Annotated in this window: 19 protein-coding genes; 8 read left to right on the top strand and 11 right to left on the bottom strand. The window is 40.2% G+C overall.

The features are described from left to right. The first annotated feature begins 153 nt into the window (after window positions 1-153). On the top strand, window positions 154-1,740 hold the full coding sequence (uvrC, locus tag JST56_03320) for an excinuclease ABC subunit C (GenBank protein ID MBS1988001.1): 1,587 nt from the start codon (window positions 154-156) through the stop codon (window positions 1,738-1,740). A 303-nt stretch (window positions 1,741-2,043) separates the two neighbouring features. Continuing rightward, window positions 2,044-2,826 (top strand): ankyrin repeat domain-containing protein, encoded by a 783-nt coding sequence (locus JST56_03315; protein MBS1988000.1) that lies wholly within the window; start codon window positions 2,044-2,046, stop codon window positions 2,824-2,826. 251 nt (window positions 2,827-3,077) lie between these two features. On the opposite strand, the gene JST56_03310 is transcribed toward JST56_03315, so the two are convergent. The 3 genes from JST56_03310 to JST56_03300 form a co-directional block, all read right to left on the bottom strand. Next, a complete protein-coding gene (locus JST56_03310; protein MBS1987999.1) occupies window positions 3,078-3,674 on the bottom strand; it encodes a hypothetical protein in 597 nt (198 codons plus the stop codon). Between the two features lie 123 nt (window positions 3,675-3,797). Then, the gene (locus JST56_03305; GenBank protein ID MBS1987998.1) at window positions 3,798-4,160 is read right to left on the bottom strand and encodes a tetratricopeptide repeat protein; all 363 of its coding nucleotides are present in this window, start codon (window positions 4,158-4,160) and stop codon (window positions 3,798-3,800) included. Window positions 4,161-4,317: 157 nt separating this feature from the next. After that, a complete protein-coding gene (locus tag JST56_03300) occupies window positions 4,318-4,983 on the bottom strand; it encodes a hypothetical protein (GenBank protein ID MBS1987997.1) in 666 nt (221 codons plus the stop codon). A 204-nt stretch (window positions 4,984-5,187) separates the two neighbouring features. On the opposite strand from JST56_03300, the gene acs reads away from it, so the two are divergent. The 3 genes from acs to JST56_03285 all read left to right on the top strand — a co-directional run bounded on the left by acs (window position 5,188) and on the right by JST56_03285 (window position 9,065). Beyond that, the gene (gene acs, locus JST56_03295) at window positions 5,188-7,122 is read left to right on the top strand and encodes an acetate--CoA ligase (protein MBS1987996.1); all 1,935 of its coding nucleotides are present in this window, start codon (window positions 5,188-5,190) and stop codon (window positions 7,120-7,122) included. Between the two features lie 147 nt (window positions 7,123-7,269). Continuing rightward, on the top strand, window positions 7,270-8,175 hold the full coding sequence (locus JST56_03290; protein MBS1987995.1) for a hypothetical protein: 906 nt from the start codon (window positions 7,270-7,272) through the stop codon (window positions 8,173-8,175). Window positions 8,176-8,375: 200 nt separating this feature from the next. Beyond that, entirely contained in the window at window positions 8,376-9,065 is a 690-nt protein-coding gene (locus tag JST56_03285) for a hypothetical protein (GenBank protein MBS1987994.1), read from the top strand. Window positions 9,066-9,157: 92 nt separating this feature from the next. Here JST56_03285 and JST56_03280 read toward each other — a convergent pair whose 3' ends face one another. Beyond that, window positions 9,158-9,604: a hypothetical protein gene (locus JST56_03280; protein ID MBS1987993.1), complete on the bottom strand. Its 447-nt coding sequence runs from the start codon at window positions 9,602-9,604 to the stop codon at window positions 9,158-9,160. Between the two features lie 387 nt (window positions 9,605-9,991). Here JST56_03280 and JST56_03275 point away from each other — a divergent pair, with 387 nt between their 5' ends. Further along, window positions 9,992-10,396 (top strand): RNA-binding protein, encoded by a 405-nt coding sequence (locus JST56_03275; GenBank protein ID MBS1987992.1) that lies wholly within the window; start codon window positions 9,992-9,994, stop codon window positions 10,394-10,396. Window positions 10,397-10,516: 120 nt separating this feature from the next. Here the strand turns inward: JST56_03275 and JST56_03270 are convergent, their stop codons facing one another. Both JST56_03270 and truA read right to left on the bottom strand, forming a co-directional pair. Further along, window positions 10,517-11,203, bottom strand: a complete 687-nt coding sequence (locus JST56_03270) for a phosphatidate cytidylyltransferase (protein ID MBS1987991.1) — start codon at window positions 11,201-11,203, stop codon at window positions 10,517-10,519. Next, window positions 11,172-11,948 (bottom strand): tRNA pseudouridine(38-40) synthase TruA, encoded by a 777-nt coding sequence (gene truA / locus JST56_03265; GenBank protein ID MBS1987990.1) that lies wholly within the window; start codon window positions 11,946-11,948, stop codon window positions 11,172-11,174. Before truA ends, JST56_03270 begins: the two co-directional genes overlap by 32 nt. A 335-nt stretch (window positions 11,949-12,283) precedes the next feature. Between truA and JST56_03260 the strand changes: the two genes are divergently transcribed. Beyond that, entirely contained in the window at window positions 12,284-13,399 is a 1,116-nt protein-coding gene (locus tag JST56_03260; protein MBS1987989.1) for a hypothetical protein, read from the top strand. A gap of 11 nt (window positions 13,400-13,410) precedes the next feature. Here the strand turns inward: JST56_03260 and JST56_03255 are convergent, their stop codons facing one another. From JST56_03255 to JST56_03240, 4 genes are all read right to left on the bottom strand, one after another. Continuing rightward, entirely contained in the window at window positions 13,411-14,556 is a 1,146-nt protein-coding gene (locus JST56_03255; protein MBS1987988.1) for a glycosyltransferase, read from the bottom strand. An 89-nt stretch (window positions 14,557-14,645) separates the two neighbouring features. Next, on the bottom strand, window positions 14,646-17,099 hold the full coding sequence (gene rpoD / locus JST56_03250) for an RNA polymerase sigma factor RpoD (protein MBS1987987.1): 2,454 nt from the start codon (window positions 17,097-17,099) through the stop codon (window positions 14,646-14,648). Beyond that, window positions 17,096-18,913: a DNA primase gene (locus JST56_03245; GenBank protein ID MBS1987986.1), complete on the bottom strand. Its 1,818-nt coding sequence runs from the start codon at window positions 18,911-18,913 to the stop codon at window positions 17,096-17,098. Before JST56_03245 ends, rpoD begins: the two co-directional genes overlap by 4 nt. A 14-nt stretch (window positions 18,914-18,927) precedes the next feature. Then, a complete protein-coding gene (locus tag JST56_03240; GenBank protein MBS1987985.1) occupies window positions 18,928-19,740 on the bottom strand; it encodes a prolipoprotein diacylglyceryl transferase in 813 nt (270 codons plus the stop codon). Window positions 19,741-19,935: 195 nt separating this feature from the next. On the opposite strand from JST56_03240, the gene JST56_03235 reads away from it, so the two are divergent. Then, a complete protein-coding gene (locus JST56_03235; GenBank protein ID MBS1987984.1) occupies window positions 19,936-21,135 on the top strand; it encodes a M48 family metalloprotease in 1,200 nt (399 codons plus the stop codon). On the opposite strand, the gene JST56_03230 is transcribed toward JST56_03235, so the two are convergent. After that, the gene (locus JST56_03230; protein MBS1987983.1) at window positions 21,050-22,123 is read right to left on the bottom strand and encodes a glycosyltransferase; all 1,074 of its coding nucleotides are present in this window, start codon (window positions 22,121-22,123) and stop codon (window positions 21,050-21,052) included. The genes JST56_03235 and JST56_03230 overlap by 86 nt on opposite strands. Window positions 22,124-22,125: the final 2 nt, after the last annotated feature.

Raw genomic sequence — 22,125 nt, 5'->3', positions numbered from 1 at the left:
TTTGGACACCCATTAATATAGCGATTTTTAGTTTCTCGTAAATGAAAAAGAGGATTATTTTTCCAGGACATTCGGGTTTGTTCGCCAAGCGAGTTGTTTTTGTGTATCGTTTTTATGTGGAAAGAAGCTCTTAATTGTTACATGGTGGTTGTAATGAGTACCCAAAACCTTGAATCTACAATAAAAGCATTGCCAAGTACGCCTGGTGTTTATCAGTTCAAAGATGAACAAGGGCAGATTGTCTATATTGGCAAAGCAAAAAATTTGCGAAAACGTGTCATGAATTATTTGCAACGACAAGGGTACGAACTTAAAGCAGATTTGATTTTAGAAGCAAGTGTCCAGCTTGAATTTATTGGAACAAAAACTGAGCTTGAAGCTATGCTGCTTGAAGCTCGTCTCATACAATCACACCAACCAAAATTTAATGTCTTACTCAAGTCTGGTCAGCCATTTTTATACATTCTCATTACGTCGAGCAAAACTCCTGAATTAAAATTAGTGCGTACCCAGCAGCTTAAGGGGAGCTACTTCGGTCCCTTTCTTGAAAAAGGACCAGCGCGTAAAGTGTGTGACTTTTTGCTTAAAACATTCAGACTCAAGCTTTGTAAAAAAAAGATTGAAAACGGTTGCCTAGATTATCACATGGGGCTTTGTTCCGGTTCATGCCGTTACGACTTTGACCAAGGGGCTTATGCTCAGCGTATGGAGCTCGCCCGTACCGCGCTTAAGCAAGGGCATGCTAAATTCTTAACCTATTTACAAGAACAAATTGAAGCTTCTAATCGCGAACAAACATTTGAAAGATCTCGTGAGCTTTATGGTTATTATAAAGCCTTTGCAAGCGTTTTTGATGCACTCGATGCAAAGGGAACGAGTAGCAGGAAGCTTGATCGAAAAGATATTTGGATTTTGACCAGCGATCGTCGTACGCTTTATTTATTTGATGAAATTAATGGTGCTTTTAAAAAACGAGAAGTTTTTTATTTTCCCTTTATCGATGATATAGATTATGGGCAAGAGCAGGCTTATTCACAGCTAACGCTTGAGCATATGACCAGCTTTTATCGAACTCATGTTCCATCAGCGACTATTTTTGTAAATTTTGATATGAATGAGCATGAGCGCGAATTGCTTGAAAAATTTGTTCATGAGTGGCATCAGCTAAGCTACGATGTTTTTGTTACTCAGCCAGGTGAAGGGCACGGTGCCGCGTTGTTGCGCTTGGGTAGGCTTCATGCTCAGCAGGATGAAGAAAAACGACAATCTTTGGGCAGGCAACTGCGCGTGTTACTCAAGTTACCCTTTGAACCAAAAGCAATTGATTGCTTTGATATTTCTCACAAGCAAGGGATGTTTATGGTTGGTTCCTGTATTCGTTTTAAAAATGGTGAGCCGGACAAAGCATTTTTCAGAAAATTTCATATCAAAACAGTGCATCAAATTGATGACTATGCCAGCTTGCGTGAAATCGTTGCCCGGCGTTATGCCGATGCAACTGAGCTTCCTGACTTAATTGTGATTGATGGAGGCAAGGGGCAGCTCAATGCGGTACAAGATCTTTTTCCACACGCTGAGTTTGCGTGTCTAGCCAAGCGCGAAGAGACCATTTTTTCCAATCGAATTCCAGAGGGGCGAAAGCTTGATCTGAAAAGCTTTGTTGGGCAGATGCTGATTGCGTTGCGTGATTACGCGCATCATTTTGCAATTAGCTTTCATCGCAGTCTTGAAAAATTATGACTGGGATTATCTTGATAAAAGTTATTTAAAGGAATTTCTCATGTTGTTTATTGTGTCTAAGTTCAGATGTATGTGAGACTGAAAAATTGAAAATTCTGACTTTATCTAACCCCTTTGGAATGCTGTTGAAAGGTGGGGCTTCAACCTTTAGTCTCATATGTATTGAATCTATACATCCTTTTGCTTTTTGCTTTACAAGATCCTATAATAAGTAGCAAAGTCAACTTGTTACCGGTATTGATGCTCGCAAGAATGATCCAAAGTAATTGATAACGGTTCTAACTTAAAATTTTCAAGGATATTATGAAGTTCAAATTGATATTAATACCATCGATGGTAGTTATGATGACAGGATACGCTTGGGCACAAACATTCGAAGAGAAAGGTCAAGCAATCTTGAGCCGCATCAATAGAGAAAAAGAGCTGCCCAAATCTGATTGGGAACCTACAGGCCCCACTGCCGAAGACATACGAGCAGGTGATGAGGCAGCAGCCAGAGCCGCACGCTTTTTTGCTAAAAGAGATCTGGGTAGTAAACTTAACCGCGCTGTGGAAAATGGCGACCTTAAAGAGGTTAAAACTTTAATTACAGCGGGCGCTGAGCTTGAAGTTGCAGATTATTGGGGTGTGACTCCTCTTATGACAGCTGCAAAAAAAGGTTATACTGACATTGTTAATATGCTCATAAATGCAGGTGCTCACGTTGATGCTAAGGGGCTGTATGGTCCGACAGCACTTATTTATGCTATAGATAAAGGCCATACTGAAATTGCAAAGCTTCTTATAGCTAAGGCTAAGAATTCATGCAATTTTAAAGCGCTTACTAGTGCTATAGAAAAGCGCAATACTGAAATTGTAAAGATTCTTTTGGCCAATGGTGCTGCTCAAGAAAACCAGGAGGAATTCGGGAGCTTGTTTTTTAAAGTTGTATCTCGAGGCGATAATGAAATGGTGAAAATTCTTATGTCTGAAGGCCCTCGTATAGATCGTATTACACTAGATTTAGCTTCTATGGGGGCCAGAAACGTTTGCTCCGCTGAAATTGTCAATGCTATTGAGGATCTCCAGAAAAAAACCAACAGTTAATTTCAGCAAACTGAATTTCGATTTCAACTCAGAAAAACAAGCCGATTGGTTAACTCCAGTCGGCTTTATATTTTGAAATGAGCTTATTTTAACGCAATAGTCCTGATAGCAATCCTATTGCACTACGTGATTATGCACATCATTTTGCGATTAGCTTTCATCGGCGTATCGAGAAATTTTAGATGAGAGTAATAAAAGAGGGGCACACTGTGCCCCCTTTTTTTACAATATTGTTATCTTAAGTTTTCATGTTAATTTGATGAACTCCATCGTACAGAGCGTAATGAGCAGACACAAGTAACGTGTAGGCTGACGTCGTTTAGCGTTTTATTAAGCTCGTCGTCAAAGTTAAAACCGAGTCTAGGAATAAGCCATTCATAAGGTGAACTTATTTCATCAACAAAGAACCGGCCATAAACACCGTTTCCTGTGTTCTTGAGGCGATCAAAAGCTGCACGAAAAGCATTAACGATTACGTCTTGATCACATTCTTGATCATAGCCAAAGCTCCCGTCCATATCGAACAATTTACTTGTATTATCAAATGCAAAAAAACTGAGAGCACATAGTTGGGCATGATCTCCCATCCATTGCATAACAAGAACAAGTATACTGTTTCCAAGCTCTACATTTTTTAGGTGAGAATCAAATTTTGAAGATTTTGATGGTCTTTTTGAGGGAGATCCCTGGATAGCCTCAAATAAGTTTCGAGCGTACTCTATTTTTTGAATATTTTGATTTATTGTCTCTTTGGATACAACGATAGTCAAAAACTCTTCTTGTCCATTCATTGCAAGGCAGCAACGGCCAACAAAAAGAAATAATGCAATCAACGAAAGCTTCTTCATACAACTCCTTTTTAATTAAAAAATAAGAAACAATTATATTTCTATAACAAGGGGTATCAAGGCTGTCAATTTTACTCAAAGGAGTTTTGGATGAGTTTGAGAAGTTATAAAAATGATTTTGGATCAATTTTGATGTACTGTTGAACGTATACTTGCAGCTTGCTTCTTGATTGCCGCTGCCTTATTTGATTTACTTCTTAACATGTATGTTGATTGCAAGGCTTCATAAGCAACTATAAGTGATTGATCAGCCTGAATTGCATTTTTAAATGCACGCGTGGCATTTTTGTAGTCTCCGCGCTTATAACGAAGCATTCCTAGATCATAATAAATTCGACCCAAACCTTCGTTGTATTTTTGCTCTGAATAGAAAACATCTGAATCATGTGTGTTGAAAAGACGTGAACACATGACCCACGCGAATCCAATGAATGCAACAAAAATGACCGCAGGGACCTTAAAGCGACTGATCACCATTTTCATCATAACTTTCGCATGGTCAAAAATAATTATTCAAGGACTTCTAAAAGTATCAACAAAGGGAGTAAAAATAATATAACAAGAATAAGATCTTTTTTCTAGCGAAAGCTTGATTCTGTCGACTTTATTTAGCTCGAAGTTGTGTCTATTTTACACATATTAATTATTGTCGGTTTGACAAAAAAACAAGACTTTTAACCAATGGTTTAATAAGCTGCTTCCATTGCCCTTGAGCGTTGATTCCTACTTCAAGTACAAGCGCTGGAATGCTTATTCCAGCTAGTGAGGTAAGTGGAGCTCCGATCGGATCATCAATACTCAACTGCTTTTGATATTTTGGTTTTTGAAGCATTGCCTGGATTAGGTGTGCATAACGCTTAGTTGTCTGCAGGCAAATAAGATGAGCAAGGCGTACTGGAATAAATGAGCATGGCGCAAATGTTCTATTCGTTTGCTCAGTTAAGGGGTTGTAGGTAAGGTAAAAAAGAGAAATGTGAGGTTTATTTGACGGCTGGTAATACAGATTGAGGTTGAGAAAAAAGTCAGCCTCAAATTTATTGGTTAACGAAGCTATTCGCCAAGCAGCAACGGTATTGGTTAGTTCATGAGTAAGGGCTATTGAAAAGCGATATTTTTTCTGTAACTGCTTCCCTAGTTCATGTGCAAATGCATGGACTTGCTCAGGTTGGCAGCACGGTTTGAGATCTTTTTTTATGCTCTTTGCATCGCCGTGTGGACTGAGGAGTACGAGTGGATTCTTACGCGCACGAGCTGTAGGCATCATGCTTTGAAGTCCAAAAAAAAGAATTAATATAAAAAATAATCGCATGAAATTGACTATGTTACGTATCTTAAAAAGGTGATTTTATTGACGTGCTCAGGCAAGTCTAACAGATGGCAGAGAAGAATCAAAATAGCTCAAGTGCTTGAATTTTCTTGTGCTCCTGTAAAACTATGGGCACGAAGAGCAATTTTGTGAATTGCTCTTTATATTTTTGCTATAAATTATGTGCTGAATATCACAAAGGGCCCTCTGGTGAATAACTCCTCTTTATCAACGTCAACATCGATATCATTAAAAAATCAAGCCGATCGAGAAATGTTTTGGGAGCAGCAGGCCGAAAAACTGCCGTGGTTTAAACGCTGGACCAAGGCTTTGAATTGGACGGAGCCTTTTGCGCACTGGTTTGTTGATGGGCAGATTAATGCCTCATATGCCTGTCTTGACGTGCATATCAAAAATGGACTTCAAGAAAAAATAGCATTTTATTGGGAAGATGAGTGCGGTAATAATCGTACCGTGACCTATGGGCAATTATTTTTGATGACCAATAAATACGCATCGATTATGCGCGATGCTGGGGTTAAAAAAGGTGATGTAGTTATTGTCTATCTTCCCATGACGCCAGAGGCTGCTGCTGCAATGCTTGCAATTACTCGCCTTGGCGCTACCCTGTCGGTTGTATTTTCTGGTTTTAGTGCAGCAGCACTGCAAGATCGCATTGGTGATGCGCAAGCAAAATTTATTTTTACAGCAGATGTAGTCTATCGAAAAGGGCGCTCCATAAATCTCAAGCAGATTGTAGACCAAGCGCTTGAAGTGCCCTGTACCATCGAGAAAGTTTTTGTTCTTAAGCGTCTCGAGCAGGAGCTTGCATTGACGCAAGGGCGCGATCTGGTTGTGAATGACCTGTACGAGCAGGCTGCAGATTTTGTAGAGCCTGTGTCTGTCGAGTCAAATCATCCGCTTTTTATTTTGTATACCTCAGGGACAACCGGTAAGCCTAAAGGAATTACTCATTCAACTGGCGGCTATTTGACCTACGTTTATGCGACGATCAAGTGGGCATTTAATGTGCAAGAAGATTCAATTTATTGGTGTACAGCAGATATTGGCTGGATTACCGGGCATTCATACGTAATTTATGGCCCTCTGATGCATGGTATTTCAAGTGTGATGTATGAGGGGGCGCCAGATTTTCCAGCGCCAGATCAGTGGTGGAAGCTAATTGCAAACTACAAAATAACCATCTTTTATACCTCACCAACAGCGCTGCGTATGTTTAAACGTTATGACGTTGAGTACATTACTAAGCATGATTTGAGCAGCCTTAAAATTTTAGGATCAGTTGGTGAGCCAATTAATCCAGAAGTATGGCAGTGGTATTACGATGTTATTGGTGGCAAGCGCTGTCCGGTTATTGATACGTGGTGGCAGACTGAAACGGGCGGATTTATGATTGCACCAACTGCAGGGCTTGATTTGGTTGATCTTAAGCCCGGTTCTGCAACCAAGCCAATGCCGTTGATTGATGCTGATGTTATTGATGAGTTTGGAAATTCAGTACCAGCAGGCACAAAGGGTTTTTTGGTTGTGAAAAATCCATGGCCTGGTATGGCGATTGGATTGTACAAAGCCCCAGAGCGCTTTAAGGCAGTTTACTGGGAGCGCTTTAAGGGAATGTACTATTCTGGTGACTATGCAATTAAGGATAAGAACGGTTATTTTTGGTTGCTTGGACGTGCTGATGAAGTATTAAATATTGCGGGGCATCGCATTGGAACGGCTGAAATTGAAAGCGCTACCGTGGCAGTCCCTGCGATTGCCGAAGCTGCAGCAATTGGAGTTTCTCACCCTATTACAGGTGAAGGTGTTGTTATCTTTGCTATTGTGCGCCAAGGATTTACTTCAAGTGTTGATCTTGAACGCGAAATTATTCAAAGTACGAGAGCTCATATCGGCTCGTTTATCATGCCTTGTGGGATTTATTTTGTTGATAGTTTACCAAAAACTCGTTCTGGTAAAATAATGCGTCGAGTTTTACGTGCAGTCCTTGAGGGGCTTCCTGTTGGTGATGTAACGACGCTTGAAAATGAAGCTTCTGTTGATGAAGTGAAAAGAGTTTATCAACAATTACAACTTCTTCTGAGTAAAAAAAACAATAGTAACTCCTGCTCTGCAGCATAAGTATTAATTTTAGAAAAGGGCCCGATATCAGCTTGATGTCGGGCCCTTTTCTATTGCAATCAAATGTTGACTGCTGTTGTGCACGTTTTGGATACTCAAAGAGATCTGAAATAGTCAATTTTAAGTATAAAAAAGGGAGACTTGTGTATGAACATCAATATTCGTTTGTTAACTATACTCATGTTGATATTTGCTATCGGTATTGAAAGAAACTATGCCGGACCATTGGATTTTATCTTTGGTGGAGGCAAAAAAGAAGAGACTCCAGAAGAGCGAGAAGAGCGAAAACAGAAAGAGGCTCTTAATCGACAAAAGGAACGTGTTGATCAGTATAAAAATTGGCAAAAAGATAAGCTGAAAAGGGCAAAAGAGAAAGAAGAACGCAAGGCAAAAAGTGCTCGTGAAAAACAGGAACGAGAAGATAGTCGGACTCAAGAGCGTCAAAAGCGAAAAGCTGAAATGCTCAAAGCAAAGCAGGAAAATGATGCATGGGAGGCTAAAGAAAAGCAGAAAGAAGAAGAAAGGGAATCTCAGGATCTACAAAGAAAGACTGAGGAAAAGGATCCGAAGAAGAACAAAGAGCAGGAAGTAAAAAGATTAAAGGAAAAACGGGAGCGTGAAGAGAAGCAGCTTAAGGAGCGACAAAAACGAGCAGCAGAAATGCTTAAAAGACAGCAAGATTATCAATCTTGGGAGAAAAAGGTAAGGCGAGAAGAGCAAGAAAGAGAAGCAAAAGAGTTGAGAGAAGCAAAAGAAAGAGCCGTAAAAGATAAGCTCGAAGATAAAGCGTGGCTTGATAAGTATTTGTTAGAAGGACCTATTCCGGGAGTAATTTCTGCTTCGGATTCAGGAGTTCAAGCAGAAGCTAAACCATCAGGGCAATCTGAGCAAACGCAGGTTTCGGCTTCTACTGTAGAGCAGGCTGCTACTGTTCAACCGACAGCTGATACCGATCTTGACGCAATGTTAAGCTCTCCAGATCCTGTTTCACAAGAAGGTTCTGCTGATTCTAGCGAGCCATCGGCTGATTTAGGGAGCTTATTCAATTTTTAAAATGTTAAAAGTTCATAAAAGGGCTTGCAACTGCGTGGTCTTTTTTACCGACTGTAGGCTTTCATTTAAGAAAAACTTAAAGAATTAGTTTTACATTTACTTTTTTCTAATTTGCTATTTGGAAATACTCTTTGCTATTCTGGAGGTAGAGAATAGTTTTTAGTTTATAAAAAAGCGTTTTTAAATGACAGGGGATTTGTATGAAAAATAATATGCGGTTACTTGCTTTACTCATGGTGATTTGTGCTACTGGCGTTGCAACCAGTCAGGCGGGTCTCTTTGACTTTTTAGGTGGTGGGGGCGGAGAGAAGAAAGAAGAGAAAGGTTCTCAAGACAAAGAGGCAAAGAAGAAGGCAAAAGAGGAAAAAAAAGCTCAAAAGAAGCAGCAGAAAGAAGAGAAGAAATCTAAGGAAGGTAAAGAGAGTAAGACTCCTAAGGACAAGGCCAAGACTAAAGACAAGCCTAAGGACAAAAGCAAACCTAAAGACAAGATTAAGCCTAAAGATAAAAGCAAGCCTAAGCAAGGATCTGCAGATCAAACAGCAACAGCTCACGATACTACGGCACAAGCAGCAGCTCCAGAAGTTTCACCTTCAGCGCCAGTAACAGAATCTTCTGCGCCAAGTCAGCCCGCTCAAGCTCCAGCTGTAATACCACCAGCGCCAAGTGTGCCGGTACAACCTCCTATGGCAGCGTCTATACCAAGTACACATGCTCAAGCGCCTGCAGATAGTTCGGCAGATGGTTCGTCAGTTGCAGCAGCTTCTACAGAATCAACCACAGATAACGATCTTGACGCCATGTTTAATTCTCCAGAGACAGCCCCTCAAGATAGTGCAGGCGATGTAAGCGAGTCGTTGGGTGATGAAGAGAGTTCATTTGATTTTTAAAAATTAAAAAATAAAAAAGTAACAAAAAAGGCTCACAAATTCGTGAGCCTTTTTTGTTGTCCGTAAATGAGCTTTCTGTCGTTCAGATTATTCTAAGAGAAGTCTCGTTCGAATTGGTTTATGGTTTCTAGAGCAGTAATAGAAATTTGATTATCTTCGTCCGAACTTCCTCTGAAATGAGTGAAAAAGTTTCTAAGAATCGTGAGTTCTTGGATAAATTCTGTGCGTAATAGAGCACGCTCATTTTTGGTTTTAGGCTTTTCAGCACGTGCATATTGCCATAAGCGGGTTTTCGTTATTGTTACATGATTGGGTTTGAAAAAAGCGTCTTCACGTACAGAGTTTTTTTCCATAATGGCTATTCCATCATTAATCAGTTTGCTTAGAGCCGGAGCTTGCTGATGGAGATAGAGGTTATTAAAGCGGATAGCTGCTCGAAATGCCTGAACATAATTGTCGCTGGTCTGATTTGCATTCAGGTTAAAGAGGCCAAGAGTTGCGAATATAATAAGAAGTTTCAATGAGATTGAGTGTTTCATAGAGGTCCTTTTGAATTTAAATAAAAATGATTAGACCTGGAAGGATAAGCAAAGAAGTCTGGCATGGCAAGCCCGTTAGGTTTTTATTTTTTATCTAAAAATGCATAAAAAGCTACAATTTAAGAGGAATATAACTTTTATTTGCGGCAAATTCATTCGTGACGTATGATAGATGAAAGTATAGGTACGTGATTGATTGCCACCTTTTGATTTATAAGAGTTCGTTAATCGAATCTCTAAGTGAAATATTTTAGTTGATAGGTTTATGTTTACTTTGTGTGAAGGGGCCGTATCGCTTGAGAATTGAGTGAGAATATAATAAATGGCAAACGAGCCATATGTAATAGTTGATTAGTTTTAGATATATACTTTTAGAGAGAATTCGATATGAAAAGAATTTACGTTGGCAATTTACCTGCAACAGTTTCAGACCAAGAACTTCAAAACCTTTTTACCTCATACGGCTCAGTTAAAACAGCTCACGTCATCAAAGACAAATTGAGCGGCGAGTCTCGTGGTTTTGGCTTCGTTGAAATGAGCGAAGACATGGACGGCGAAAACGCTATCACTGGTTTGAACGGCTTTGAAGTTCAAGGACAAAGATTGCGCGTAAGCGAAGCTCGTCCACGTCGTGAATTTGGTAATGGCGGCGGAGAACGTCGTTTCGGCGGTGGCGGATACCGTCGTGATGGTGGACGTGGCGGAGACCAACGCGGCGGCGATCGTCGTGGCGGCTTTGGCAACGACCGTGGTTTCGGCAGATCATCCGATGGCGGATCATCCCGATTCTAATCGCAGCTGAATTAAGCTAAGAATACAAAAAGGGCACCTGCAAAGGTGCCCTTTTTCACGTTCCAATAGATTTTGTTTTGAAATTTGATTCATTGAATGTATCAGATCAAAGCGTTGAGCTTATGTTGACAAAAATTGTGCCAATAAAAGAGTAAGCCATGTTGCAGGTGCAACAAAAAAAACAGAATCAAATCGATCAAGAAAACCACCATGTCCGGGAAGAACATTTCCAGCGTCTTTTAAGCCCTGCTTGCGCTTAAGGAATGAAAGCATGAGGCCACCAAGAAATGCGATGGTTGTCATAATTACAGTCAATAGGGCTATTTTTACCCATCCAATACTTAATGAAAATGGTGTATTGATAAGGACCGGGGAAAGAAAGATGTGCACGGCAAGAACACCTAAAATGCTTCCTCCAAATCCCTCCCAGCTTTTGCCCGGGCTGATTGTTGGGCACATTTTGTGCCGTCCAATTGCTTTGCCAACAAAGTAGCCGCAGGTGTCAGCGCTCCAAGCAATGAAAAATGGGTAGAGCGGAAGTATCATATTTTCAACTCTATAAACTTCGTTGAGTAAAATTAAGCATACTATTGATATTCCTGGATAGATAATACCTAAAGCAAAACGCTTGAGGCTGTTTATTGGAAAAAGATTGGGGAGTTCAAAGTTGAAAATCATTAAATCAAGCGCTATCAAAAGAGCGCTATAGAGTGTTGTTGAATGGAGATAGGCTCCACCAAGGCAGCTGATCAGAATAACTGAAGTAATAGTACGTTTAAAAAGTTCTTTGCTCATTGTTAAGTTCATTGAGGTATATCACTTTTCGCAAACAGAGTCCCGAGCCATCAGCTTTGACCAATGTTTGTTGGGGGTTAGGGTTATCAAGCATCGCTTTGATATAGTCTACCGGGACTTTTGGTTGTTGTGCAATATCAAGTGCATATCCAATCATTCGTCTGATTTGAAAACGTAAAAATGATGGCCCTTTTATGGCGATGTGGACCATGTTCCAGCGAGATAATTTTTTTACGGTGATGCTGTTGATGGTTCTTATGGTTGTTCTTTCACCGTCTCTTTTGCAAAATGATGCGAAATCATGTGTTCCAACGTACAGCTTTAAAATGTCTTGAAATTTTCCCAAATCAACTCTGTCCATAAATGGATAGTACCATCCGTAGCGAGCTACAAAAGGAAGTGGCGGTTTAAGAAAAAGCGTGTACCAATAAGTTTTTTCAAATACATTTGAGCATGGATTAAAGTTATCATCAATTGGAACAAGTGATCTGATTCGGATATCATTTGGCAGGGCGCTATTCCAAGCTTTCAAAATTTGATCTGGGCCGATAGCAAGCGATGTTCTTACCCGCGCAATTTGTCCTAACGCATGAACACCGGTATCAGTTCGAGAGGCCCCCAAAAGAGTTATAGGGTGATTAAATGTTCGCGTAAAAGAGGTCTGAAGTGCCTGGGCAACGGTCGCGGCTGATGGTTGTATTTGCCACCCGTAGTAATTTGTTCCGTCATAAGCAACGGTAATTTTATATGTTTTCATAGACTATTTGTATAAAAAGTGGACATTAAAAACCCCCATCCAGACGAACGTCCAGGACAGGGGAAATGGAGGTTATCTAAGTAAAAAATTACGTATTTGATTGTACACCTTAAAATAAAAAAAATCAAATAAAATTTAAGCCCAAGCGAATTTTATTGCGTGAAAATTAATTTTTATTCGTTCGATTAATTGATATATTTTTAAATTGTAAAATTTTATTATTTTTCAAATAGATTATTTAAGTTGTCGATTTTCGGATTTCTTGTTAAACGGATTACTTTTTGGGTATTCTTGAATTAAAGATGAAATAATTTTTTGATGGTAAGGGGTTTGTCATGCAGGCTTTGGTTCGCTTGAATGCAAGGATATGTCGACTGATTGCGTGTATCTTTGTTTTGTCTTGTTATGATGCGGTGCATGCCATGGCGCTTGAAGATCGGGTAAAAGAGTTGCATGGAAGTCTTGTTGGCTTAAAAAACAAGCTTACTGCTTTAAAGGATGGTCTGAAATCAATCAAAAACTCGTTGTCAGGTAACGCTCATTCTAACAAGCGCAAAGCGAGTAGACCTGTTGCTCATTCAGTTCCAAAGAAATTGAGGGGAAATAAATCTCCATCTACTGGATTGAGAAAAAAACCGAGGCCTTTGCCAGCTACCCCATCTTCTGGTGGAAAGCTCGCTACTCCTGGATCAAAGAAAAAGCCAATTGTGCTTCCATTGGCCGATATGATTGAAAAATTAAAAAACGATCCTGCCCGTATGTATGGAAGTCTCAATGTTCTTGATCAAATCAATAATGAAAATCCACTTTTAATCCATCAAGCATTTGATAAGATACTTCAAGGGCATCAGAGTTTTTTAACCGATCAAGAGACGAGGATTATTGCTCGAGTTATTGCTTCTTTACATAAAAACTTAAGCCCTGAAAACTTAGCAATTCTGGACAAGATAAAAAATAAAATAGCTTTAACCAAGGATGAAGTTAGTGTATTTAAAGATTACTACAAGTTGCATTACAAGAGAACCTCTCAAGGGAAGGCATTACTCGCCAAGATTAAGCCAAAAATTACGATAGTTGAGGTGGTGACTCCATCGCCAGTTCCATCACCGGGATCTGGAGATAGTAGTATTCCGGTAGCTCCTCCCTTTAAATCACCACCGCCGCCACCAAAACCTCCTGCTTTACCGTCGGAAGGGTCAGCTCTAAAACCAACGCCATCAAAGCCTGCGGCAGGGAAGCTGCCAGCATCAGGTTCGACACCGCTGTCTTTTGTAGAGGAACTTGCAGCAAAAAAATTGAAGAAGCTTGTTATAACTGCTAAAGAAGCAAAGCCTAAGGAAAAAGAGCTTGTAGATATTCTTTCAGATGCTTTGAATGCTCGTAGAGATAAAGTAGAAGAGAGCGATGATGATGACGAAGATGATTCCGATAGCGATTGGGACGAAGAGTAACTCTAATCATCCTAACGATATAGCTTGTGATAAGCATTAATAGTCTGAGCAAGATCAAATGATTTGATAAGTTCAAGATTTGCTGCGTGCATTGAGTCTACTAACTTCTTGTTATTAATTAAGGTGAGCAGTGCTTGTGCTAAAGCCTGCTCATCACCAATAGGTACCAAAAGCCCATTAACCTGATGAGTTATGACGTCATGTTGTATGCCGCTGTGTGTACTGACAATTGGTAGTCCAAAGCAGAGTGCTTCAAGCAACGCAATCGAGAGTCCCTCGCTTTTGGACGACAGTGCAAAGCAATCAAAGAGCGGGTAAAACTTGATCGCATCGCTGCGTGAGCTGGCAAAGTAAATGTTATTTTCAACGCCAAGCGTCAGGGCTAGGGCTTTGAGCTTATGCATTTCAGATCCATCGCCAATTAAACACAGTTTAGGTAATTTGTTTAAATTCTTATTTTTTAGTAAAAGAGCAAAAGCTCGAATCAGGACATCATACGATTTGATGGGTTCAAGGCGTCCAACAGCGCCGATAACAAAGTCATGTTCGGTCCAACCAAAGGTGCTTCGAGCAACAGTGTTTGTTTTATCGCCCTGACGTGCGATGTCGCGTACTCGGCCAATATCTATCCCATTATTAATTACGCAAATATTTTGAGTGACTAACTCTCGACGCTTTTCGCCTATAATTTTAGGAATAACAGCAAACTGGTAGGCGTTTTGTACGCTTGCACTTACCGCGATAATTGTATGAGCAAGTGGGGCGGTGAGTGCGTCAAGACGATTACGAAAGTTCCCCTCATCAACCGCGCTGCCATGCAGGTCGCTGATTACGGGAATACCCAAAATTTTACCTGCAAGGCGCCCCATGATATTTGCAGACCAGAGGGACGTATGGATTACGTTGGGCTTAATTTTCTTGATGATTCGTATGAGTCTGAAAAAAGCTACTGGGTCGTAGTGGTGCACCAACCCCTTGAGCTGGAATACCGGGATGCCCAAATCATTTATTTTTTTTACGTGAGGACCATCGTACAGATAGATGACGGTATGCTTGGTGCGATCTGGAAGCTTTTGAAGCGTGTAGGTCAAAAAATTGGTTAAAGCTGTTTCAGCCCCACCCATTTTCAGGCTCGTAATAAAATGAAGAATTTTCATGACAACCTCTTGGAACTGAACCCTTAACAAGCATAAAAAAAGGGGCACTGTTTAGGTGCCCCAAAGTTTTGAACTATCTCAACAAAAGATTACTCAATTGTTTCTGATGCTGCAATATCAAATTCTTTATCAAAGAAAGTTTGTAGCTTTTTACTGCGTGAAGGGTGACGAAGTTTACGTAATGCTTTAACTTCTATCTGACGAATACGCTCACGAGTGACTGAAAAGTCCTTGCCCACTTCTTCGAGTGTGTGTTCCGATGCAACATCGATTCCAAAGCGCATCTTGAGCACCCGCTCTTCTCGAGGAGTCAAAGTCTTAAGAACTTCTCGAACCTTTTCTTTGAGGTCATCATTTACAACTGCATCGACCGGCGTATAGTCGTTTTCGTCTTCAATGAAATCTTTAAGGTAGGTATCATCGCTATCGCCTACTGGGGTTTCAAGTGAAACCGGTTCGCGCGAAATCTTAATGATGTTTTTAATCTTCTTTTCATCAAGGTTAAGCTCTTTGGCAAGCTCAGTATAGCTTGGCTCACGACCGAACTCTTGAACATATGAGCGAGTAATTTTATTAATCTTGCTCAATGTTTCAACCATGTGGACCGGTACGCGAATGGTTCGAGATTGATCAGCAATAGCTCGAGTAATTGCTTGTCTAATCCACCATGTTGCATAGGTTGAAAATTTAAATCCACGTTCAAACTCAAATTTTTCAACCGCTTTAAGCAGGCCGATGTTTCCTTCTTGAATCAAATCTAAGAAGTGAAGGCCGCGGTTGATATATTTTTTAGCAATATTAACAACCAGTCGAAGATTTGCTCGTGCAAGATCGTCTTTAGCCTCTTTATCTTTTTTCTGAGCAACAAAAAATTGCTTATAAAGCTTAAACATGACGGCTCGAGATAAGCCAGCTTCAGCTTCAGTTTTTTTAACCAGCTTATTGCTTGCTCGTACAGTGTTTTCCAGTGATGCAATCGTCTCAAGATCGTCAGCATTAGGAGACTTGATGCTCTTGTAGAAAGAGAGCTTTGATTCTGCTAATCGAGCTTCCTCTTCTTTTTCCTGAATTTTAGAGATGAATTTTTCAATTTTTTTACCAAATTTGCGAATTTGTTTATTAGAAATTCGTATAAGACGGATGCTTTCAACAATCTTCGCTCTATTTTCATCGACCTTTGCAAGCATCTCTTTTTTCTTGTCTTGTTGATCAAGAAGCGCTCGGTAAGAACGATAAATTTTATCTTCGTTGGCATCAAGATCTTTAATCTTGCCGATTGATTTGAGGAATTTTTGCTTTTCTTCTTCAAATTTTGGTGAATTATCTTCGTCAAAGTCTGAAAATTGAATAACATCTTTGAGTGCCATTGGATCGCGAGATACTCGATCTTCTAGTGCCATAAACTCTTTTGCAACAAATGGAAATTGAGAAATAGCACCAATAGAATCTTGTTTGCCTTGAGCAATTTTATCTGCAATAACTTTTTCAGTTACTTTATTGAGCAGAGGGATTTTTCCGATTTCTTTGAGATAAAGTTTAACCGGGTCATTCAGTTGGCTTGGCTCAACAAGTCCTTTAATTTTCTCGAGATCTTTTTCGCCAAAATAATCATCATCAGAACTTAACTCGCTTGAAAGTTCAGCGCCTTCAAGTGAAGATTCAAGGTCTGGTTTAAGCGTTTCAAAGCGAGATTGCTCTTCACTATCGACAAAAGTGTCAAAGTCATCAGATGAAGATTCAAGTTCTTCTTGAGAAATCAAATCAATGTTTTCTTTTTCTAGAAAGCGGAGTAACTCGTTAGAATCCTCTTCGCTAAATTTATAGCGTTGATTAAATTGAATTACTTCTTCGTAGGTAAGAACGCCGTTGATGCGTCCTTTTTCAATCAGAATCTCTACCTGTTTTTCAAATTGCTTGAGTCCAGGAATAGTATCTGATTTTACCATAACATCATCGTCAAGATCGCGGTCGCGAGAACCTTGCTTGCGTGTTGTAGCCTGCGTAATAATTTTTAATTGTTGCTTAATATCGCGTTTGCCTGGAAATCCTTTTTGTAAGCCTGGTTTTGCCAAAGTCTTTTTGAGTGGTAGCTTTGCAGGAACGACTTTCTTGGCACTTGATACCGGCACAACAGGTGTTTCTTTAGGGGTAGGTTGTCGTGAAGTCAAGGTTGCTGAAGAGACATGGCCTTTTTTCTTAACAGGAGAACCAGCTGAGGCTTTCAATGAAACAGGTTTTACCCCTACCACTTGAGCTATGATTGGCTTTTTTGCGATAGGTTTTGCTGTCACACGAGCTGGAGCTTTTAAAGCTTTTTTAGGAGCAGGCTTTGCTTGTGTTCGTGAAGGAGTAGTAATCTTCACGACTTTTTTGATATTTTTTTGAGCAGGCGTAAGCACCTTTTTGGCGGTCTTTTTCACGCTCTTTGCTGCTTTTAAAGCAGGCTTGGCAACTTTCTTTGGTACACTTTTTTTGGTCACTTTTTTCACGCTTTTCACGCTTTTCGTTTGTGTACGCTTGGCTACTTTAGTTTTTTTGGTCATATCAATCCCCTGCTTTGAATCCCCTGTTTCAGTTTTGAAAACAAATGAAATAACTCATTGAGTCGATCCGTATTTTTCTCTTCAGTTGCTATCAGCATGTGAGCCTTGATGTCTCGAACAATTTGCTTCCAGTTATATTTGCAAAAACGAAAAATAAGCTGGTTGAATGTTTCAACGCTGACATCTTCGTCAAAAAGTAAGCTTGCTTTGATAACCCACGCTTTCTCCGTTTCACTCAGTGTTTCTAGAAACATCCCAAACTGGTTGCTTTGAGTGTAAGCTTTTGTATTAAATGCTTTGATTTTGCTCAGGATTTCTTGAACGTTCTGGGAAAAATATGACACGAGCTCAGGTTCAATTTCTAGCTTCTTGTTGTTTGTATGCAAATTAGTGGTAAGTATAACAGAAATAATTTTTTCTTCCAGCAAAGAAATATCGCTAGATTCGTTTATAGCAGTATTTTCTACATCGCCAGAGTCAGCGGAATAGTCAGCTTCTTGGTTATTGTACTGAGCCCGATTGGCAAGCTTAGTTGAAAGTCGGTTGAGGCCCTCTTTCAGGGATAAAAATGAAATATTGGTCGTACTGCTTGCTTGTTGTAATAATATGTCTTGCTTGATTGGATCGATTATTTTAACGATTAAATTAAGCATTTTTTCCATTAAAGCAAGCTTATGGGCAAGGGGCTTTGCAAAGAAATTTACACCTAAGCTTTTGATAAAAAAGCTGAAAATATCTTGAGCTTGGTCAATGAGGTGGTCAAGCTTTTCTCCTTTACTGAGTATCGATGCGGGGTCTTCACCTGGGGGAAGTGTAATAGCGAGCGGTTCCAGATTAACTTCCCAGCAGAGCTCAGCCAATCGAATAATTGCCTTTTGTCCAGCTTGGTCACCATCGTATAAAACGTATACCTGAGGGGCAAACCGTGCAATAAGCTTTAAATGTTCCACGGTGCAGGCTGTTCCCAGTGTAGCAATAGTATTGGTGTAGCCATATTGCGCCATGGTAATACAGTCCATATACCCTTCAACCAGAAAAGCAACTTGCTGATCTTGGATTGATTTTTTGGCCAAATCAAGTCCGAATAAGAGTTTTCCTTTGGCAAAGCCTTCATTTTCTCGGCTGTTGTAATATTTGGGTCGCTCATCGCCCGGCCTGAAAATTCTTCCTCCAAAACCGCAACAACGGCCGCTTGTATCGCTGATCGGAAAGAGTATTCGTTCTTCAAATGGTGAGTAAAGCATGGCTTTGCTTTCCATCAATATGCCGGCATCAAGGAGATCCTGAACAAGAATATTCTGAGCCGCCAAGTCTTTAATCAGCTGTTTTATTGCAAGACTTCCTCCTGGCAAATAACCCACTTGAAATTGCTTGATCGTTGCCGCAGAAAGGTTTCGGGCAGCTAAATAATCGCAAGCAATCCGGTTATGAAAGTGTGCATTGTGTGCCCAGGTAGCAAACGCCTTACAGGTTTTAAAATAGCTTTCTTTTGCTTGTGACGAGGCGATGACTTGCGAAAATTGGTTTGCAAGCTGCTCTGGAACGTTTAAGTGGTAGCGTTCAATTAAGAGTTTGGCAGCCTCGAGTTGAGTTAAATTTTCTTTTTTTGCAATAAATGCGATTGAGTCCCCATGTGCATGACACCCGAAGCAGTAAAAAATCTGTTTATCAGGGCTGACAGTAAATGATGCATCAGTCTCACTGTGGAATGGGCATGATGCCTTCCAGTAATGGCCAGCGGGTTTGATAGGTACATATTCAGTAATGACATCAAGAATAGGGAGTTCATTTTTGATAAAATTAAAAAGTGACATAGTTCAATCGATAGTTAAGCATCAGGAGTATGATGACGTTGGGTTGTCCACAGCAAGCCTATGAGTGCTATGCCGCAAAAAATTAATGAAAGAACTTGTGGTTGTGAGAGTGAAATTCCCGTCTTTCCACACATGGATACATAGTGCATAAATTCACGATCTCCACGCCAAAAATCGACCGCGAATCGTGCGAAATTTTCAATAAGTAGGTAGCTGAATATCAGTTGTCCAGGCTTGAGTCGATGAGTTTTTGAAAGTGCGAGCATGAAGAAAAATATGAAAAGTGAAGCTAAGCTCATATAAACTTGAGTTGGATAGAGAGGAACTCCACAAGGAGCAAACCCTGCAGGATCTGAGAAGGTAATCGAGTTCAAGCGTGTAGGGTGTTCAACGAGTGCTCCATAGCAGCAGCCTGCAAAGAGACATCCAAAACGAGCAATTGCTTGCATGAGTGGTGCGTAAAGGCCTGTTACGTCCAGTGCCTGCAAAATCGGAATACCTATTTTGTGCAGGTACAGTGGAACGGCGAGCATAATGGCAACCATGCCGCCAAGCAAGGTAAAGCCACCTTCCCAGGGGAAGAATATCTCTATCCAGTTACCAAAAAAGGTATCAAGGTGTGTAATGACAAAAAGGAACCTGCCACCAATAATACCCGATGAAAAGCCGATAAACAGGGTGTTGAAAAATTGTTCAGCGGTCATAAACCTTCTGCGAACAGGGTGTTGATAGGCTAAAAGCAGAAAAAGTAAAAAACCAAGGGCAATCATTGTCCCGTAGCTATAAATCCAGATAGGTCCATACAAGTGCATTAAGCGTGGATACATTTTTAATTCCTCTTTTGATTGCTCGGCATTTACAATGCAACGACTAGCATACTCGGCAAACGGCAGAATGCCAAAAAATAAAACTTTTTTATGAAAAAGTGCAAAAGTTAGAGCCTTTTGTATTTTCAGCTGAAAAACGTTACATTTGCACACTGCGTTTTGTTATTGGTGATAAATTGGTCAGGGAATTTATTTATGAACTTTAAAGATATAATCTTATTGGTCGTATTCAGTATTATTGCTTGTGGGAGCAATCAGATTAGCTGTACCGAAATTCATAAGACTCATGTTGATTCAGAAAAACCGGCTATCCAGAATCCAGTGTGGGATGAGATCAAGCGTTTCAAAAAAGAGCCAGAAGTCATCAAGCAATTAAAAATCAAAGATTCGTTTATCAAAAACATGGCAGGGCTAATCGACACGGTTAAGATAGCCAATAGCAAAGATGGCTTGGTTGATCAAGCGCTTAGTCACTTTTTCTTAAATATTTTTCCTGGCGGTGTCTTGCGCTTTGGGTCTGAAGATGGTCTCATATTCCTTCCACAAGATAAAACACCGCAGCTCCATAAGCTGGTAAACGATCTGTGCAAAAAAATGAAGATACCAATGCCAGTCATTTTCTTATCCGGTGATAAAAAGCTTTTCAATGCCTATGCAACATCGTTTTCACCGAGTTTATCAATGGTGGTTCTTGGTCAGAGTCTGTTAAAAAAACTATCGTATAATGAATTAAAGATGGTTCTTGCCCATGAGCTTGGTCATGTTAAACAATCTCATGTTCCCCAGCAGATTACGCTTTCTTTGCTTGGAAGCATTGTTGCTCCTGCAGCTCTTATTTATTTTGTGAACAGCCTTGATGATGGCACCAGAAACGTTGGAGATCGTAAAGAATTTGTTTCGTGCTTGCAATCATGGCCCGCTCACCTGCTTATTTGGACAGGTATGAGCGTTGCGACGGCTGTTTGCTTACTAGTCCGTGGTAGAGCTTTTGAAAAAGAGGCTGATATGATCGCGCTTGAGACTTTGCAGGATTCACCGTCATTTGTATCGATGATTGAAAAAATTGAAGATAAAGTTCTGGATGATAAAAAAAGCTTTGAAGAATCATATGTTTATGTTGCTAACAAGCTGAATGAACTGTCTCAAGAATCTCCAAAGTGTGCAGGGATTCTCTTAAGCTTGCTTAATGGGCATTACAACACTCGTATGCAAGGCTTTAACTCAATGCTTGAAGAAGAAACTGGTGATCATCCATCATGTAAAACGCGTAAGCAATACGCACATGATTTTCAGCATGTTCAAGAAAATATTATGAATGCAGATTTAAGCGAGCAAGAACTGTCTGTTCAAGAGGAGTTAGATCAAGCTCGAGTGTTTGCTGATCAAGTGCTGTAAAAAGATTTGGATATTCGGTAGCAATAGCAAAAGCATTGTCTTTTTGATGTGTTGTGGTTGAAGCAATAAGTGGAATTATAATGCTTTTCTTGCCAAAGTGTGCGATTTCAAAAAGTGTTCCGGCTCCTGCCCTACAGATGATCAAATCAGCTACTTGGTAATACCGATCAATTTGCGGATCAAAATCAAAAACATAAGCTGCTATTTTTTGTTCTTGATACCAGGTTCGATATTGGCTTAGGTTGCTGGACCCAGCTTGATGAATAATTTGTATCTGATTTTTTGGAAATGAATTTCTTGCAATAAGATCTTGAATACAGCGATTAAGGAATGCAGAGCCTTGCGAGCCCCCAACAATTAAAATTGTTTTTTTATTCAGAGAAAATTCTTTGCTGGTCTGAGCATTAAGCTGATCAAAAACTATTTGAGGCTCAAGTTTTTTTATCTTCTTGCCAAAGCGTAGAGGGTAGGAAGTGAGCTTGCATTTGGTGGCAAAGCTTTTGCCCCATAATGCGTAATGCTCGGATGTTTGTGCAAATGGGGTGAAAATGGTGTGAGCAACGGGCATCAGCGCTTTGACCGCTTTTCCCGGTACCGCATTGAGTTCATAAATTTCAACTAAAATTCCTGCAAGTCGACCAGCTAAGCACACGGGCAGGCCGATAAGCCCACCCGTGCAGATGATTTTTTCTGGTCGCAACCGCAGTGCGTGCCAAAAGCTTGCGCCAAAAATATAAAGCAGTTGTGCCAACAAAATTGGAAGCTTCCACCACGTACGCATGCTTAATGTGCCCAGCCTAAAAAAGAGTGATTGCTGCGCAATTGACGTTTGAGTAACCAGTGTTTGATCAAGCGTGCGCGAGCTGGAGAAAAAAATAATTTTACCATCCGGGTTATTTTCTTGCCACGCTTTGCCAAGAACAAGTGCAGGTAAAATATGTCCACCTGAGCCTGCTGCCACAAGAAAAAGTTTTTTTGTTTTCATCATAA

Source organism: Candidatus Dependentiae bacterium (genome assembly GCA_018266175.1).
GTDB lineage: Bacteria > Babelota > Babeliae > Babelales > RVW-14 > JAFEAY01.
The sequence above is the reverse complement of the archived record's forward strand: the minus strand, read 5'-3'. Positions and strand labels throughout refer to the sequence as shown.

Excerpts from the sequence above, each read along its gene's own strand:
- uvrC (MBS1988001.1), top strand. The coding sequence starts at position 154 with ATGAGTACCCAAAACCTTGAATCTACAATAAAAGCATTGCCAAGTACG.
- JST56_03315 (MBS1988000.1), top strand. The coding sequence starts at position 2,044 with ATGAAGTTCAAATTGATATTAATACCATCGATGGTAGTTATGATGACA.
- JST56_03310 (MBS1987999.1), bottom strand. The coding sequence starts at position 3,674 with ATGAAGAAGCTTTCGTTGATTGCATTATTTCTTTTTGTTGGCCGTTGC.
- JST56_03305 (MBS1987998.1), bottom strand. The coding sequence starts at position 4,160 with ATGATGAAAATGGTGATCAGTCGCTTTAAGGTCCCTGCGGTCATTTTT.
- JST56_03300 (MBS1987997.1), bottom strand. The coding sequence starts at position 4,983 with ATGCGATTATTTTTTATATTAATTCTTTTTTTTGGACTTCAAAGCATG.
- JST56_03290 (MBS1987995.1), top strand. The coding sequence starts at position 7,270 with ATGAACATCAATATTCGTTTGTTAACTATACTCATGTTGATATTTGCT.
- JST56_03285 (MBS1987994.1), top strand. The coding sequence starts at position 8,376 with ATGAAAAATAATATGCGGTTACTTGCTTTACTCATGGTGATTTGTGCT.
- JST56_03280 (MBS1987993.1), bottom strand. The coding sequence starts at position 9,604 with ATGAAACACTCAATCTCATTGAAACTTCTTATTATATTCGCAACTCTT.
- JST56_03275 (MBS1987992.1), top strand. The coding sequence starts at position 9,992 with ATGAAAAGAATTTACGTTGGCAATTTACCTGCAACAGTTTCAGACCAA.
- JST56_03270 (MBS1987991.1), bottom strand. The coding sequence starts at position 11,203 with ATGAACTTAACAATGAGCAAAGAACTTTTTAAACGTACTATTACTTCA.
- truA (MBS1987990.1), bottom strand. The coding sequence starts at position 11,948 with ATGAAAACATATAAAATTACCGTTGCTTATGACGGAACAAATTACTAC.
- JST56_03260 (MBS1987989.1), top strand. The coding sequence starts at position 12,284 with ATGCAGGCTTTGGTTCGCTTGAATGCAAGGATATGTCGACTGATTGCG.
- JST56_03255 (MBS1987988.1), bottom strand. The coding sequence starts at position 14,556 with ATGAAAATTCTTCATTTTATTACGAGCCTGAAAATGGGTGGGGCTGAA.
- rpoD (MBS1987987.1), bottom strand. The coding sequence starts at position 17,099 with ATGACCAAAAAAACTAAAGTAGCCAAGCGTACACAAACGAAAAGCGTG.
- JST56_03245 (MBS1987986.1), bottom strand. The coding sequence starts at position 18,913 with ATGTCACTTTTTAATTTTATCAAAAATGAACTCCCTATTCTTGATGTC.
- JST56_03240 (MBS1987985.1), bottom strand. The coding sequence starts at position 19,740 with ATGTATCCACGCTTAATGCACTTGTATGGACCTATCTGGATTTATAGC.
- JST56_03235 (MBS1987984.1), top strand. The coding sequence starts at position 19,936 with ATGAACTTTAAAGATATAATCTTATTGGTCGTATTCAGTATTATTGCT.
- JST56_03230 (MBS1987983.1), bottom strand. The coding sequence starts at position 22,123 with ATGATGAAAACAAAAAAACTTTTTCTTGTGGCAGCAGGCTCAGGTGGA.